Genomic DNA, 15,156 nt, shown 5'->3' with positions numbered 1-15,156 from the left:
GTGTGTCTGCAGGTAAATTGTGGCGGGGGCAAGGTGGGTTGCGCGCTCGCCCCCCCGCTGGCAAAGGCCCGGCATGGCTCTAGACAAGACTTTCGATCCCGCCGCCATCGAGGCGAAATGGTATTCCCACTGGGAAACAAACGGCCTGTTCCGCCCGGAACGTCCGGACGCGACTCCCTATACCATCGTCAACCCGCCGCCGAACGTGACCGGCAGCCTGCACATCGGCCACGCGCTCGACAATACGCTGCAGGACGTGGTGATCCGCTATGAACGTCTGCGCGGCAAGGATGCGCTATGGGTGGTCGGCACCGACCATGCCGGCATCGCCACGCAGATGGTCGTAGAACGCCAGATGGAAGCGCGGCATGACAAGCGCACCAATTACAGCCGCGAAGCCTTTGTCGACAAGGTCTGGGAATGGAAGCACGAGAGCGGCGGCACGATCACCTGCCAGCTCCGCCGCCTTGGCTGTTCGATGGACTGGAGCCGCGAACAGTTCACCATGGACCCGCACTTCACCCGCGCCGTGGTGAAGGTGTTTGTCGACCTCTACAACAAGGGCCTGATCTACCGTGACAAGCGACTGGTGAACTGGGACCCCAAGCTCAAGACCGCGATTTCCGACCTTGAGGTGGAAACCCGCGAGATCAAGGGCGGCTTCTGGCACTTCAAGTACCCATTGGCGGACGGCGTAAAGCGCGACGATGGCCTCGACTATATCGAAGTCGCCACCACGCGCCCCGAAACGATGCTGGCCGACATGTGTGTGGCGGTGAACGCCGATGATCCGCGCTATGCCAGCGTGATCGACAAGGAGATTGTCCAGCCGCTCACCGGCCGCCGCTTCCGTATTGTTGCCGATGAACACGCCGACCCCGAACTGGGAAGCGGCGCGGTGAAGATCACGCCGGGGCACGATTTCAACGACTTCGAAGTGGGCAAGCGCGCCGGGATCAAGCCCGCCGACATGCTCAACATGTTCGATGCCGAAGCGCTGGTGGTGCAGGCCGCCGATGGCCTGATCCCCGAAAAGTACCTCGGGCTCGACCGCTTTGTCGTGCGCGATATGATCGTTGCCGACATGAAGGCAGCGGGGATGCTGATCCCGCACATGACCAAGGATAAGGACGGCGAGCCGGTCGAGGTCGACGCCGAACCCCGCACGATCCAGACCCCCTTCGGCGACCGTGGCGGCGTAGTGATCGAGCCGTGGCTGACTGACCAGTGGTATGTGAATGCGGCTGAGCTGTCGAAGGCACCGCTGGAGGCCGTACGCTCGGGCGCGATCGAGATCGTCCCGAAGAGCTGGGAGAAGACCTTCTTCAACTGGATGGAAAACATCCAGCCTTGGTGTGTCAGCCGCCAGCTGTGGTGGGGCCACCGGATCCCGGCTTGGTTTGCCGATGACGGCGAAATCTACGTCGCGGAAACCGAGGAAGAAGCGCAGGCCCTTGCCGGCAACAAGACGCTGAGCCGTGATGAAGACGTTCTCGACACGTGGTTCTCCTCGGCCCTGTGGCCCTTCGCCACGCTCGGCTGGCCGGAGGATACCACCCTCGTCCAGCGCCACTACCCCAATGACTTGCTCGTCTCCGGCTTCGACATCCTGTTCTTCTGGGATGCCCGCATGATGATGATGGGGCAGGCGATGACCGGCCAGAACCCGTGGCCGCGGCTCTATCTGCACGGTCTGGTCCGCGCGCCGGATGGGCAGAAGATGTCCAAGTCCAAGGGCAATGTCGTCGATCCGCTGGGCCTGATCGACCAGTACGGTGCGGATGCACTGCGCTTCTTCATGGCGGCGATGGAGAGCCAGGGCCGCGACATCAAGATGGATGAGCGCCGGGTCGAAGGCTATCGCAACTTCGCCACCAAGCTGTGGAACGCCGCGCGTTTCTGCGAGAGCAACGGCATTGCCGCCAGCACATCGATCGCTGCGCCCAAGGCCACCAGCGCGGTCAACAAGTGGATTATCGGCGAAGTCGTCGAAACGCTTGGCCAACTGGATCAGGCCATGGCCGACCTGCGCTTCGACGCGGCGGCCAATGCGATCTACCACTTCGTCTGGGACCAGTTCTGCGACTGGTACATCGAACTGATCAAGGGCAACTTCGACGAGGAAACCAAGGCCGTCGCCGGCTGGGTGCTCGACCAGATCCTCGTCATGCTGCACCCCTTCATGCCCTTCGTCACTGAAGAGCTGTGGGGCGCGCTCGGGGATCGCCCGCACTATCCGCTAATCACCGCCAGCTGGCCCGATCCGCAGGCGAGCGTCGATGCAGAGGCCAAGGCGGAGGTCGACTGGCTGATCGCGCTGATCGGCAACCTGCGCACAGCAAAGAACGAACTCGGCATTGCGCCGGGTGCCAAGCTCGAGGCCTATCTGCCCGAGCCATCAGCCCAGACGCGCGGCGTGATCGAGCGCAACCCCGGCGCGATCGAACGGATCGCCCGCCTCAGCGCCGTCCGCTTCGAAGCTGCGCCAGCGGGTGCCGCCATGCAGATCGGCGCGGGCGATGCCAGCCTGATCGTGCCGTTGGAAGGCGTGATCGACATTGCCTCCGAAAAGGCCCGCCTCGCCAAGGCGCTCGAGGTTTCGCAGAAGGAAGCCAAGTCGCTCGAAGGCCGTTTGAACAACCCGTCCTTCGTCGAGAAGGCCAAGCCCGAAGCCGTCGAAAAGGCCCGCGCCGACCACGCCATGCACGCCGCTGAGGCCGAGCGGCTCAGCGCGGCACTGGCTCGGCTGGGGTAAATGGCGCTCGCTCTCGCCACGATAGCGCCCGGCGAGCCCGAGATTTTCGCCTCGGTCCAGGGCGAAGGCCCATCCGCTGGCCGCGCCTGCACTTTCGTGCGCCTGTCGCGCTGCAACCTCGCCTGCGAGTGGTGCGACACCGCCTATACCTGGCGCTTCCAGGGCGATAACCGCCCGCACCGCGACGGCTTGGACTTTGACCGCGCCGCCAATCAGGTGACGCTCGACGAGGCTGATGTCGCTGCACAGATTGCCGCCTTCGGCCGGCGGCGCTTGGTCGTGACCGGGGGTGAGCCGCTGCTGCAGGCCCCTGCCCTTGCCCGTATGCTGGCGCTGCTGCCGGGAATTCATGTCGAGGTCGAGACAAATGGCACAGTTGCGCCGCCCGCCGTGCTCGACGCCCTCGTCCACCAGTGGAATGTGTCGCCAAAACTCGCGCACAGCGGCAACCCGCGCGACCTCGCGCTGCGGCCCGATGCCCTGCGCGCCTTCGCCGCCGACCCGCGTGCAACGTTCAAATTCGTCATCGCCAGCGGGCAAGACCTTGCCGAGGTCCACGCCATCACCGCCGAACACAGCATAACCGGCCAGCGCGTGTGGCTCATGCCCGAAGGCCGCGACAGCGCGACGATCCGCGAGCGTAGCGTCTGGCTCGCCGATTATTGTTCAAACAATGAACTGAATTTCTCCGACCGCTTGCACATCCACCTGTTCGGCGACACGAGGGGAACATGACCGAACTGTCCCCCGAAGAGCAGTCCATCGCCGAAGAGGTCGTGGCGGAAACGCCGCAGCGCATGGGCGACCTGACCAGCGGGCCGATCCTGAAGACGCTGATCGCGTTTTCGATCCCGATGCTGATCGGCAACCTTGTCCAGACGATCAACGGCTTCGTCAATGCCATCTGGGTCGGCCGGCTCATCGGTGAGGACGCACTGGCGGCGACGACCAATGCCAATGTCGTGATGTTCCTGTTCTTCGCGCTGGTCATGGGATTCGGCATGGCCAGCACCGTTCGCATCGGCCAGCATTACGGCGCGGGTGACGTGATCGCGGCGCGACGCAGTTTCGGCAACGGGGTGGGCTTTGCCATGGCGCTCGCGCTGGCCAGCGCGGTTCTCGGACTGATTTTCGCGCCGACCATGCTGCGGCTGATGTCGATTCCTGCCGACAGCATGGACCTTGCAGTTACCTATCTGCGGGTGATCTTCATCTCGATCCCGTTCGGCACGGCCAACATGGTCCTGTCGATGGGCATGCGCGGCGTGGGCGATGCCAAATCACCGATGTATTCGATGGCGATCAGCGTGCTGCTCGACGTCGGGCTCAACCCGCTGTTCATCCTTGGCTGGGGTCCGATCCCGGCAATGGGCATCGGCGGATCGGCCTGCGCCAGCTTCGTCGCGGGCCTCGGTGGCATGGCGTTCCTGCTGTACCAGCTATACAAGCGCGACTTGCCGCTGCGCCTGCGTGCCCGCGAGTTCGCCTACCTGATCCCGGCCGGCAGCGAGCTGAAATACATGATCAGCAAGGGCCTGCCGATGGGCACGTCGATGCTGCTGATGTCATCGGCGCAGATGGTGATCGTCGGCCTGGTCAACCGCGAGGGTTCGCATTCCACCGCCGCCTACGGCGCTTCGATGCAGCTGTGGAACTTCCTGCAGATGCCGGCCTTTGCGATCAGTTCGGGCGTCAGCGCCATGGTCGCGCAGGCAATCGGCGCGGGCAAGCATGAGCGGGTGGCCAAGGTGTCCAACGCCGGAATGCTGAGCAATGTGGTGATGACCGGCGTGCTCTCCGCGCTGCTGGTCCTGTTCTCGCGCCCGCTGCTGGGGCTGTTCCTCGGTGCGCAAAGCCCGGCTGTCGATATCGCGGTGCACCTCCAGTACATCATTACCTGGAGCTTCATCGTGATGGGGGCATCGATGGTCGTGGGCGGCACGCTGCGCGCTTACGGCGTCGTCTGGCTGCCGCTGATCATCCAGACAATCGCGCTGTTCCCGGTGCGGTTGGGCTTCTATTTCGGTGCCTATCCGCAGATGGGCAGCGACGCGCTGTGGTGGTCGTTCCCGATAGCGTCCTGCGTATCGGCGGTGGGATCGTGGTGGCTCTATATACACGGCGATTGGCGGAAGAAGCGCGATCAGGCGTATTTGTCCGCCTAGGAGCAGCATGAGCCGTTCCGTTTGTTTCTGAACCGTGCCGAGTTTCGGCTCAGTCCGAGGCGAAAATGGTGGAGTTCGAGAACCGGCGCGCAGCGTACGTCAGTACGTGAGCGCGGGAAGCGCAGAAATCTGCCGTTTGCAGCCCGGAATGGGCCGGAAATCGGTGCGGTTCAGCGACCCTGCGCGCGCCAGCGCATGACCGTGCGCTGGACCGAGGCTTCCTCGCCGCCGGTCTGGCGCCACAGTTCGGTGATGCTCGGATCGGCAGAGGCCGGGCGCTTCATTTCTTCCAGGTCGTCGAAGGTCACGCGCATCGGAATCGACACGCCTTCGCCGCACATGATCGCCTCGCGGTTGCGCAGCGCCGGGATCGAATCGAGGAACCCGCGCGAACCTTCGGGCATGGCCCCGCGCACAAAGGCCTGATCGCGGTCGTTGTTGAGGCGCATCGAGATGATCGTGCCGCACTGTGACAGCACGCCTTCGGCAAGGTCGGACGGGCGCTGGGTAATCAGGCCGAGTGCCACGCCGTACTTACGGCCTTCCTTGGCGATACGGCTGAGGATGCGGCCAACCGACGAGCCATCGGAATTCTTCTCGTTCGGCACGTAGCGGTGCGCTTCTTCGCAGACCAGCAGGATCGGGCGCTGCTTTTCATCGCGGCTCCAGATGGCGTGGTCAAACACGAGGCGGGCGAGCACGGCGACCACGGTCGAGGTGATTTCGGACGGCACGCCTGACACGTCGATGATCGAGATCGGCTTGCCGTCAGCCGGCAGGCGGAAGATCCGGCCGATGAAGTCTGCCATGGTGTCAGTCACCAGCATCCCTGAGAACATGAACTGATAGCGCGGATCGTTGCGCAGTTCGTCGATTTTGTTCTTGATGCGGACGTAAGGCGCAGAGGTCGTCGCCTTGTCGAGCTTGCCGGCCTCGTTCTGCAGGATCGTGGTGAGATCGGACAGCACGTAGGGGATCGGTGAATCGACCGTGATGCGGCCCATCTGTTCGGCCAGCCGGTTTTTCATCCGCGCCTGCAGCACGCAGCGGGCGAGGATGTCGGCATCTTCCTGCCGCTGTTCGCCGGTCGAGGTGAGCATGGCTTCGCAATGCTCTTCGAAGTTCATCAGCCAATACGGCATGGCGAGGTTCGACACGTCGAACACCATGCCGGTGGTCTTGAACGCCGCGGCATATTCGCCGTGCGGATCGACCATGACGATGTGGCCCTGCGGCGCCGCCTCGCAGATGCGGTGCAGGATCAGCGCGGCGCTGGTCGATTTGCCGGTGCCGGTCGAACCGAGCAGCGCGAAGTGCTTTCCGAGGAAGGCATCGATATAGATGCCGGCGCGGATGTCGCGCGTGGGGAACACGGTGCCGACCTGAATGGTCGAGCGGCCATCGCTGGCGTAGATCTGGCGCAGGTCGTTGGTCGTCGCAGGGTAAACCAGCGCGCCGGGGATCGGATAGCAGGTGACGCCGCGGCGGAAGCCGTGGATGCGGCCGGTCAGCCGTTCCTCGTCACCTTCGCCAAGGAAGTCGATGTGCGCCGTGATACCGCCCGGACTTCTTGTGTCCTGCTTTTGGGTGCGGACCGACGCGAGCAGCCAGCCGCGCCCGACACGGATCTTGATCTGGCTGCCGACTTGCCCGGCCAGCGCCACCGACGGATCGGCATCTTCCGAACATTCCTGCAGGCGGGTCAGGTCAAGCGCGATTGACGAGCTGGAACCGGCGATTTCCTGGATGATGCCGATCGGTTCGAGCGCATTGTCGACCTGTGGCACACCACTCCCCCCGGCAAGGTCCTGCGGACTGGCCGGATGTACGCTGTGAAAACCCTTCGAACTCATGTCCGACATCATGTGTCGCCCCGATCACACCAATTGATGGTCCGGGCTTAGGGTTAACTCGTTAATTTACACTAAAACCTGGCGAAGATACGCCCTGCGGCGAGCCCCATGCCCACCGCGATACCGACCGCGAGCAGGCCGTAGAGCAGGCCGAGCTGGTCAGCGAATTCGGCAATGCCGCGTTCGAAGCCGCGCTTGCTGACATTGACGTGGGCTGTGGCGGAGGCAACCACGCGCCCCCGGCTGATGGCAAGCGTTTCCGCGGTATAGCGCCCGACGGGAACCGAGGATGGCAGGCGGATGCGCGCCTGATACAGCACCTGTTCGCTGATCGTCACTGCGCCGTCGTTCTGCTGGTAGAGCCCGTCGGCCGCCATCAGGCCGACCAGCCCGTCGGCAAAGCGCCGCTGCTTGTTCGGATCGATCGTACCGATGGGGGAGAGCTGCAGCGAAGACAGCCCCATCTCGTAAATTGCCGCCGTGCGCGTATCGACAATCTTGTCGATCGGGCGTGAGGATGCGACCGCATAATAGCCTGGCGCAGAACGATATTCGCCGCTTGCGCCGTTGATCCAGATGCCGGCGAAGCGCTGCTTTTCGCGCACGATGATCGACCGTGTCGGCCCCTTGAGGATGACGACGATATCATAATCGCGTCCGGCGCGGATGCCGCTGGGATCGAGGATTGCACCGTAAAGCAGCAGTTCGGTGCCAGTGAAGCCCTGCCGCACCTCAACCTCGTGCTGCGACACTTCGGGCACGAGGATCGGGTCGGCCGCGCCGGTCAGCAGCCAGAGGCACAGCAGCGAGAACAGCCGCCTCATAGCGGCGCCACCGTGAACAGCGCTTCTGGCCGATAGGTCAGCCCGATCGCCATGCGCAGCGCAACCAGCAGGACCAGTGCCGCGAGTGCCAGTCGCAGGCGCTCTGCCGGAATCTTCAGCGCTAACCTGGCCCCCAGTTGCGCCCCCGTCACCGAACCCAGCAGCAGCAGGGCGGCCAGAACGATGTCCACCGCCTTGGTGGTCACCGAATGCATCAGGGTGGTAGCCACGGTGGTGAAAAGGATCTGGAACAGCGAGGTGCCAACCACGACATTTGCACTCATGCCGAGAATGTAAAGCATCGCCGGGATCAGCACGAAGCCGCCGCCGATGCCCATCAGCATGGTCAGGATGCCGGTGAGCACGCCCAGTAGCAGCGGCGCGAGCGGCGAGATGTAGAGGCCCGATCGATAAAACCGCCAGCGCAGCGGCAGGCTGGCGACCAGGGGATGGTGCCGCCGTTTGCGGGCGGGCAGCGCGACGCCGGTGCGCTGCGCCTTGAGCTCCGCCCAGGCGTCGCGCGCCATGACCGCGCCGATCCCGCCGAGCAGCACGACATAGAGGATGTTGATCAGCGTATCGATCTGGCCGAGCGCGGTGAACAGGTTGAACAGCAGCGCCCCCAGCCCGGTGCCAAGAATGCCGCCAACGACCATCACGCCGCCCATCTGGTAATCGACCCCGCCGCGCCGCGAATGGGCGATCACGCCCGACACGCTGGCCCCGGTGACCTGGCTGGCGGCTGATGCAGCGGCCACGGTGGGCGGCACGCCATAGAAAATCAGCAGCGGGGTGGTGAGGAAGCCGCCGCCAACGCCGAACATGCCCGAGAGCACACCCGTCAGAACCCCCAGCCCGACAATCACGAGCAGGTTTACCGCGAGGTTGGCAATGGGCAGATAGACATCCATGGGATTGCCCCATGCCTAGCCCGGATGGCCAGCGGTGTTAAGGCAAAAGCCCAGATATCCGGATCAGAATCCTGCGGACAAGGTGATTGCCGGCCCCGATTGCGGTGCAGCCTTGCCGGCGATGCGGAATCGCCAGTCCGCCGCGACCCGCACGGTCGACTGCCGGGTGGGATGCAAGGTCAGCCGCGCAGATGGCCCGGCATCAAACCGCGAGGCATCCTTTTGCGCGTCGCCCCACAGGTCGCCGCCAGCTGACAGGTCGCCGCTAGCGAACTTGGCCAACGGTTTTTCCACGCGCAGATGCCCATCGACAAAGCCGGTCGCACCCGTGCCGCCAACCCAGGCAGCCTGCCCGTAAGCCTCGGCACGAAAGCCGAGCGGGAGCGACGCCACGGGCAGTTCGGTGACGAGTGCCGCCGCGGGACGCAGGCGCGTTCCGGTGGGCGTACGCGTTGCCCGCGCCTCGGCCATGGCGAGCACGGGCAGGCGCGAGATCGGACGCGCGGCAATGCCCAGCGCGGCTTCCTGCTCACGCGAACCATCCAGCGCAGCGCTCGCCCGCAGGTAGAGCGAAGGGCGGTTGGGCGAAGTCCGGTCGATCCGGTAGCGCAGGACCATGCCGGCCTGGCTCGCGCCATAGGAGCCACCGATTGCCGCCAGCGCCGGCGCGCCACCGCCGCGCCGCAGCAGCAGCCAGCCGTCACCCGACCAGCGCGATGCCTGCGGTGCTGCAGCCTTGGGCGGTGCAGCGCGGGCAGCGAGCAAGCCTTCGGGCAGCGGGACCTGGCTGAGCGCGGCGAGGAACAGGAGCTGGTGTCCGCCGAATAGTGTCGGGTTGGGCCGCATGGCTGGCGGTATTGGCGAGGGCTCTGGCAAGGCGGGCGCAACTTTCGGTGCGGTTGCCGGGGTTGCAAGCGGTCCCGTTTGACCACCCGGTTCGGGGGTCGCGAGCAGCGGCGATGCGGCGGGCATCGGCAGCGGCTGCGCAAAAGGTGAACTGGCAGTCGGCAAGGCTGAGGTAGGATTGCTCTTCCGCGCCTCGACTGTCGCTGCAGCATTGGGAGCCAGAACAGCCGCCGAACCCTCGCCAATAGCGGGCGTTGCCAGCCATTCCGGTGCCCGCACTTCGGGTGCGGCAATCGGCAGCGACACGGCGATCACCCGCCCTGCCGTCCACAGGCAGAGCATGGCGCCAAGCGCGATGATCGGCTGGCCACGCCGGCGGGAGGGTGCCCGCTTCACGACCGCGACTCCCGCACCAGGGCAGGATGACCGTAATGCGTGGTCTTCTCCCAGACCGGCATTTCACCCGACAGGCTGCGCCAATAGGCGACGAAGGCCCGGCGACCGGACATAATCGTGATGATATTGGCCACCGGAATCCGCGCCACGGCGCGCAGGCCTTCGGCCCAGCCGTATTCGCGGGCGGTAAAGGCAAAGCGCATCACTGCGCGCCAGATCAGCCCGGCAAAGCAGAACCAGACCATGCCGAGGAGCAATGGCGAGATTTCGCGCGGCGCGATGAGCCCGTACCGCTGTGCGATCGCAAGGGTCGGAGAGACAAACAGCAGGACATAGGCAATCGCCAGTAGCAGTGCGGACAGCGGCCCGCGCCGGTCGCGGATCGCCATCCACCAGTCAACCGGGCGGCCTTGCCAGCCGAGCCGCTCCCACCCTTGAAAGGCGATGCCGTGGACCCAGCGGGTCTTCTGGCGCACGGCTTCGGGCAGGGTCGAAGGGAAATAGCTGCGCGTGGCGACGAGGTTTCCGTCATGGTCGCGAAGGCGGAGAAAACGCCCGAGACCGCCGCGCCGGGTTACCAGCAGGCCAAGTTCGTAGTCCTCGGTCAGGCATTCAGCCTCGAACGGGCCATCCGCCCCGGGGCCACGTTCCTTGCACAGGTCGCTGAGAATTTTGCGCCGTAACGCACAGCCGACCCCCGCCGATGGCAGCGCGGCGCGCAGTCCGTCGCGCACCACCATGGCCTTGGCATGGGCCTCGGCGAATTCATCGATGTAGTGCCCGGCGATCCAGCGCGCGGCGGGCTGCGGTTCGGGGCGCACCGGCAATTGCACGAAATCGGCATCGCTGAGCGCGGTATCCATCAGCGCCAGCGCGGCGGGGTGGACCATGTCTTCAGCATCGTGGACGATCACCGAGCGGAACGGCACTCCAGCCCGCACTTCATCGTCAGCCAGCGCGCGGTAAAGCCGGTTGAGGCAATCTGCCTTTGTCGTCGGCCCCTTGCTATCAAGAATGACCAGACGGACGCGCCGGTCCCCCTCGATCGCGGTCATCGCCGCAACCAGCGTGGCCGTGTCATTGGCATAGCAGCCGATATAGACCCGCAAGTGCGCCTGCTTCCACGCGGTCAGCATGTGCCGGATCGTGGTGCCGATGACGCCGGCTTCATGCCATGCCGGGATCAGCACGGCCGCGCCGCCGATCAGCACGCGATTTTCAAGATCGGGGACCAGTCGGTGCGTGCGCCGCTTGTTGACCAGCCTCTGCCACAGCCACAGGCAATCGATCGCGATTTCATCCGCGATGCCCAAAACGAACCAGAAACCGGCAAAAAGCAACAGCTCCCGCTCAAACATGCGCAGGCCGCCAAGGATCACCTCGACCACTGGAGATACGGCAACAATCGTACTCAATACCTGCAAGTCATCACCCCCCGGCGAATCCTTTGAAAACAGGCATATTCCCGTCCTGTTACGCTTGCAACGCGGCATTTGCTTTCTGTAAGAGAACGCATGAGCAAAAGTAGGCGTCTTCCCGGCCGGATCGCGGCAAGATTGATCAAGCTGGCCCACGGCGATGCGGGTGCGGGGCTGATCCTGCTGGGCTGCGCCGCCCTTGCCCTCGTGCTGGCGAATTCACTGCTGGCAGAGGCCTGGCACCACCTGCTTCACGGGCAATTGCCGCTGATCGGGCAGAACCTGCACTACTGGATCAACGACGGGTTGATGGCGATTTTCTTCTTCGTCGTCGGGCTGGAGATCAAGCGCGAGGTGCTCGACGGCGAACTGGCCAGCGCGGCGCGGCGGCGGCTGCCGGTGATCGCTGCAGCAGCGGGAATGGCCATGCCGGCCCTCGTGTTCCTCGCCGTTGCAAACGGCACTCCGGGAATCGCTCCGGGCTGGGCGATTCCGGCGGCGACCGACATCGCCTTTGCCGTTGGCGTGCTGGCTCTGGCGGGCAAGCGCCTGCCGCCCAGCCTGCGCCTGTTCCTGCTGACCGTCGCCATCGTTGACGATCTGGGCGCAGTGGCGATCATCGCGCTGTTCTATACCGCCGGCATTGACCTTGTCTGGGGCGCTGGTGCGCTGGCGGCGCTTGCCGCAATGCTGGTGCTAAACCGCGCGGGGGTACGAAGCGGCGCGGCTTACGTGCCGCTGGCGGTGATCGCCTGGTACTGCACGCTCCATTCCGGTGTCCACGCGACCATCGCCGGCGTGTTATCAGCCATGACCATTCCCATGCAACTGGACCGCCGGGGCGACAGTCTGCTGCTGCGCATGGAACACGCGGTCGCGCCGTGGAGCGCTTACGTGATCGTGCCGCTGTTCGGGCTGGCCAATGCCGGGGTCAAACTGGGCGCGGGCGTCAGCCTGTTCGCCGCCCTGCCGCTGGCCGTGGCGTTCGGACTGTTTGTAGGCAAGCAGGTGGGCATCCTTGGCGCAATCCTGCTGGCGGAAAAGTTCGGATTGGCCAAGCGGCCAGCCGGAGCCTCGACGCTTCAGCTCTGGGGCCTCGCGGCACTGTGCGGCATCGGCTTCACCATGAGCCTGTTCATCGCTGCGCTCGCGTTCCCCACAGCGCCGCTGCTGGTCGAGGAAGCCAAACTCGGCGTGCTTGCCGGATCGGCGCTGTCAGGGCTGCTCGGCTTCGTACTGCTGCGACTCGCCAAGCGCTGAGCCTTACCAGGAGCCGGTGTTCTCCATCGACGCCCAGGGTTCCTGCGGCGGCAGATCGCCTTGCTGGAGCAGCTCGATCGAGATGCCGTCGGGCGTCTTGACGAAAGCCATGTGGCCATCGCGCGGCGGACGGTTGATGGTGTGGCCCGCCGCCATCAGCGCGGCGCAAGTGGCGTAGATGTCGTCCACCCGGAACGCGAGGTGGCCCATGTTGCGCCCGCCGGTATAGTCACTTTCATCCCAGTTGTGCGTGAGCTCAACCTCGGCAATGCCTTCCTGCCCCGGCGCGGAGAGGAAGATCAGCGAAAAGCGGCCTTTCTCGTTATCGATCCGGCGGGTTTCCTTCAGCCCGATCAGTTCGAAGAAGGCGATCGTGGTGGCGGGGTCCGAAACCCGGATCATGGTGTGCAGGTAGCTGGTCATGGCCTGAACATAGGCCGCTAGCGCCGGGCTTTCAAATCCCCAATCCTGCATATCGCAGTCGTTCAAACGGAAACGGCCCGCCCCAGTGAGGGGGCGGGCCGCCATTCCGTCCTGCGGAAAGCAGAATTAGAAGCTCAGCTTGACCGTGCCGACTACGGCATCGTTCGAGAAGCTGTTGATCGAATTGCCGTCCACGCCGACGTAGGAAACGCCGACCGAGAGGTTCTTCGTGACACTGGCCGTGGCGCCGACCGAATAGTCGAAGCCGCCGTCAGTGCTCTTGGCGGTGAGCAGGTTCGGCGAAAGCGCGCCGCTGGTGTAACCAACGTGGGCGCTCAGCGAGAGAGGCGTTTCCGGGATGGCAACGCCGAGATCGGTGTAGACATAGAGGTTGTCGTCACCGCCCAGCGAGTCCTGCTTCCAGGCATAGGCCATGCCGACCTTGGCCGAAACCGGGCCCATCGTGGTCGAAAGCGAAGCGTAAGGCTCAAGCACGTTGCCCTTGCCGAAGCTGCCCGACGGATAGACGTACATCAGCAGGCCGACGTCAGCCGTCAGGCCAGGGGTGACTTCACCGGTCCAGCCACCGAACACGTCGATTTCGCTGTTGCCATAGATGTCGAGCGCGTCCTGTTCGAGGTTCGAACCCCAGACGCCGACGTAGAAGCCGCTCGAATGGTTGACGTTGATGCCGCCCTGAACAGCCATGTCACCGCCTGAAAGCGAGAGGCCGCGGAAGCGGTAATCGGTCACGAAAGCGACGTTGCCGGTGATCGTGACGTCCTTGGGCGGATCGGTCTCGTCGGCGAATGCCGGGGTCGCAGCGATAAGAGCGCCCGTAAGGGCCGTTGCGGCGAGAACACCGCGAATGGACGTAAGCATGACAAATCCCTCAGGTTGTTAAATTTGCTTCGTCCCACCTGCACCTTCAGGGGGGACCTCATTTTTTGGGCCCCGCTCAATCCGGTGACACCTTGGTGACATGGAATTGCTGCATTGCACAAGAGTAAAACGCTAGTACTGTGCAGACATGCTTCCGCCATGTGTCCTTTGTGCAACTATGGCCGTCAGGGCAGATCAGTTCATCGCGCGGCAAAGTTGCCTCGCTATGGCGCAAGGCTTATAGGCCCGCCCATACCCAGCCATGATCAAAGCGCTACGCAACCTCTTCTCCGCTCGTCCGGAGCCCGTGAAGGCCGCCATCCCCGCCGGGCAGCGTGTCTATGCGGTTGGCGACATACACGGACGGCTGGACCTGCTGGTTACCCTGGCCGAAGCGATCGAGGCGGATGACCGGGCACGCGGCCATGCCGATACAACCGTCATCCTGCTCGGCGATCTGGTTGACCGCGGACCTGACAGCGCCGGAGTGATCAAGGCGGCGCGCCTGTGGGCGCAGCAGCGCCACGTGCGCTTCATCGCCGGCAATCACGAGGAAATGTTCCTCGATTCGCTGGATAGCGTCGAATCGCTGCGCCACTTCATCCGCTATGGCGGCCGTGAGACGCTGCTGTCCTATCCCATCGCCCCAGCAGATTACCTCGCCGCCGAGGTTGAGGACCTGCAGGCCATGATGCGCCAGGCCGTGCCGCAGGATGATGTCGATTTCCTCGCCGGCTTCGAAGACACTATCCAGATCGGCGACTACCTTTTTGTCCACGCCGGCATCCATCCGGACCTGCCCATCGAACAGCAGCGCACCGGGCACCTTCGCTGGATTCGCGAGCCGTTCTTGTCGCATGTCGGCGATCACGGCTTCGTGGTCGTCCACGGCCATTCGATCACCGAAGAGGCGCAAGTGCTGTCCAACCGGATCGGCATCGATACCGGGGCCTACCAGTCCGGCCGCTTGACCGCGCTGGGATTGGAAGGCAGCACCCGCTGGTTGATCGAAACCGCCGAAGACGGGGGCGATCTCCGCACCCGCGTCCGTGATGCTGCCTAAGGCCCGGCTGGGGCCGAACAAGGAACGTTTCGCATGAAGATTGCCATGGTCGGATCGGGCTACGTCGGCCTTGTTTCGGGCGCGTGTTTCGCCGATTTCGGTCATGACGTGGTCTGCATCGACAAGGACCCGGCCAAGATCGACAGCCTCAATGCCGGCGTGATGCCGATCTATGAGCCGGGGCTGGCCGAACTCGTCGCCAGCAACGTCAAGGCGGGGCGGCTGACCTTCACCACCGAATTGCCCGAGGCCATCCGCGATGCCGGCGCGATCTTCATCGCCGTGGGCACGCCCAGCCGCCGCGGAGATGGCCATGCGGACCTGTCCTACGTCTATGCCGTGGCCGAAGAAGTCGGCGCA

Annotated in this window: 12 protein-coding genes and 1 pseudogene; 6 read left to right on the top strand and 7 right to left on the bottom strand. The window is 64.4% G+C overall.

All coding sequences use genetic code 11. The features are described 5' to 3' along the window. Positions 1–73 precede the first annotated feature (73 nt). Genes WG900_RS00065 through WG900_RS00055 form a run of 3 tightly spaced genes read left to right on the top strand, consistent with a single transcriptional unit; the run spans position 74 to position 4,920 of the window. Positions 74–2,755 (top strand): valine--tRNA ligase, encoded by a 2,682-nt coding sequence (locus WG900_RS00065; RefSeq protein ID WP_339963841.1) that lies wholly within the window; start codon positions 74–76, stop codon positions 2,753–2,755. After that, positions 2,756–3,490, top strand: a complete 735-nt coding sequence (locus tag WG900_RS00060) for a 7-carboxy-7-deazaguanine synthase QueE (RefSeq protein WP_339963840.1) — start codon at positions 2,756–2,758, stop codon at positions 3,488–3,490. Continuing rightward, entirely contained in the window at positions 3,487–4,920 is a 1,434-nt protein-coding gene (locus WG900_RS00055; protein ID WP_339963839.1) for an MATE family efflux transporter, read from the top strand. Before WG900_RS00060 ends, WG900_RS00055 begins: the two co-directional genes overlap by 4 nt. 170 nt (positions 4,921–5,090) lie before the next feature. Here WG900_RS00055 and WG900_RS00050 read toward each other — a convergent pair whose 3' ends face one another. The 5 genes from WG900_RS00050 to WG900_RS00030 all read right to left on the bottom strand — a co-directional run bounded on the left by WG900_RS00050 (position 5,091) and on the right by WG900_RS00030 (position 11,138). After that, positions 5,091–6,782, bottom strand: a complete 1,692-nt coding sequence (locus WG900_RS00050) for an ATP-binding protein (protein ID WP_339963838.1) — start codon at positions 6,780–6,782, stop codon at positions 5,091–5,093. Positions 6,783–6,844: 62 nt separating this feature from the next. Then, entirely contained in the window at positions 6,845–7,597 is a 753-nt protein-coding gene (locus WG900_RS00045) for a TIGR02186 family protein (protein ID WP_339963837.1), read from the bottom strand. Then, a complete protein-coding gene (locus WG900_RS00040) occupies positions 7,594–8,508 on the bottom strand; it encodes a sulfite exporter TauE/SafE family protein (RefSeq protein WP_339963836.1) in 915 nt (304 codons plus the stop codon). Before WG900_RS00040 ends, WG900_RS00045 begins: the two co-directional genes overlap by 4 nt. 63 nt (positions 8,509–8,571) lie before the next feature. Further along, the gene (locus WG900_RS00035; protein WP_339963835.1) at positions 8,572–9,750 is read right to left on the bottom strand and encodes a hypothetical protein; all 1,179 of its coding nucleotides are present in this window, start codon (positions 9,748–9,750) and stop codon (positions 8,572–8,574) included. Then, positions 9,747–11,138 (bottom strand): glycosyl transferase family protein, encoded by a 1,392-nt coding sequence (locus WG900_RS00030; protein ID WP_339963834.1) that lies wholly within the window; start codon positions 11,136–11,138, stop codon positions 9,747–9,749. The genes WG900_RS00035 and WG900_RS00030 overlap by 4 nt, the downstream gene beginning before the upstream one ends. A 126-nt stretch (positions 11,139–11,264) precedes the next feature. Here WG900_RS00030 and nhaA point away from each other — a divergent pair, with 126 nt between their 5' ends. Next, the gene (nhaA, locus tag WG900_RS00025) at positions 11,265–12,428 is read left to right on the top strand and encodes a Na+/H+ antiporter NhaA (RefSeq protein ID WP_339963833.1); all 1,164 of its coding nucleotides are present in this window, start codon (positions 11,265–11,267) and stop codon (positions 12,426–12,428) included. Positions 12,429–12,431: 3 nt separating this feature from the next. On the opposite strand, the gene WG900_RS00020 is transcribed toward nhaA, so the two are convergent. Both WG900_RS00020 and WG900_RS00015 read right to left on the bottom strand, forming a co-directional pair. Continuing rightward, positions 12,432–12,851, bottom strand: coding sequence for a VOC family protein (locus WG900_RS00020; protein WP_339963832.1), 420 nt, complete (start codon positions 12,849–12,851; stop codon positions 12,432–12,434). Between the two features lie 126 nt (positions 12,852–12,977). Beyond that, entirely contained in the window at positions 12,978–13,733 is a 756-nt protein-coding gene (locus WG900_RS00015; protein WP_339963831.1) for a TorF family putative porin, read from the bottom strand. Positions 13,734–13,995: 262 nt separating this feature from the next. Between WG900_RS00015 and WG900_RS00010 the strand changes: the two genes are divergently transcribed. Both WG900_RS00010 and WG900_RS00005 read left to right on the top strand, forming a co-directional pair. Continuing rightward, positions 13,996–14,796, top strand: coding sequence for a metallophosphoesterase family protein (locus WG900_RS00010; RefSeq protein ID WP_339963830.1), 801 nt, complete (start codon positions 13,996–13,998; stop codon positions 14,794–14,796). Between the two features lie 33 nt (positions 14,797–14,829). After that, positions 14,830–15,156: pseudogene (locus WG900_RS00005) on the top strand (UDP-glucose 6-dehydrogenase); the annotation flags it as partial.

This window comes from Novosphingobium aquae (assembly GCF_037572715.1).
Lineage (GTDB): Bacteria > Pseudomonadota > Alphaproteobacteria > Sphingomonadales > Sphingomonadaceae > Novosphingobium > Novosphingobium aquae.
This window is presented reverse-complemented; position numbering and strand designations above follow the sequence as displayed.

Coding starts and splice junctions, on each gene's coding strand:
- WG900_RS00065 (WP_339963841.1), top strand. CDS start 74: ATGGCTCTAGACAAGACTTTCGATCCCGCCGCCATCGAGGCGAAATGG.
- WG900_RS00060 (WP_339963840.1), top strand. CDS start 2,756: ATGGCGCTCGCTCTCGCCACGATAGCGCCCGGCGAGCCCGAGATTTTC.
- WG900_RS00055 (WP_339963839.1), top strand. CDS start 3,487: ATGACCGAACTGTCCCCCGAAGAGCAGTCCATCGCCGAAGAGGTCGTG.
- WG900_RS00050 (WP_339963838.1), bottom strand. CDS start 6,782: ATGTCGGACATGAGTTCGAAGGGTTTTCACAGCGTACATCCGGCCAGT.
- WG900_RS00045 (WP_339963837.1), bottom strand. CDS start 7,597: ATGAGGCGGCTGTTCTCGCTGCTGTGCCTCTGGCTGCTGACCGGCGCG.
- WG900_RS00040 (WP_339963836.1), bottom strand. CDS start 8,508: ATGGATGTCTATCTGCCCATTGCCAACCTCGCGGTAAACCTGCTCGTG.
- nhaA (WP_339963833.1), top strand. CDS start 11,265: ATGAGCAAAAGTAGGCGTCTTCCCGGCCGGATCGCGGCAAGATTGATC.
- WG900_RS00020 (WP_339963832.1), bottom strand. CDS start 12,851: ATGACCAGCTACCTGCACACCATGATCCGGGTTTCGGACCCCGCCACC.
- WG900_RS00015 (WP_339963831.1), bottom strand. CDS start 13,733: ATGCTTACGTCCATTCGCGGTGTTCTCGCCGCAACGGCCCTTACGGGC.
- WG900_RS00010 (WP_339963830.1), top strand. CDS start 13,996: ATGATCAAAGCGCTACGCAACCTCTTCTCCGCTCGTCCGGAGCCCGTG.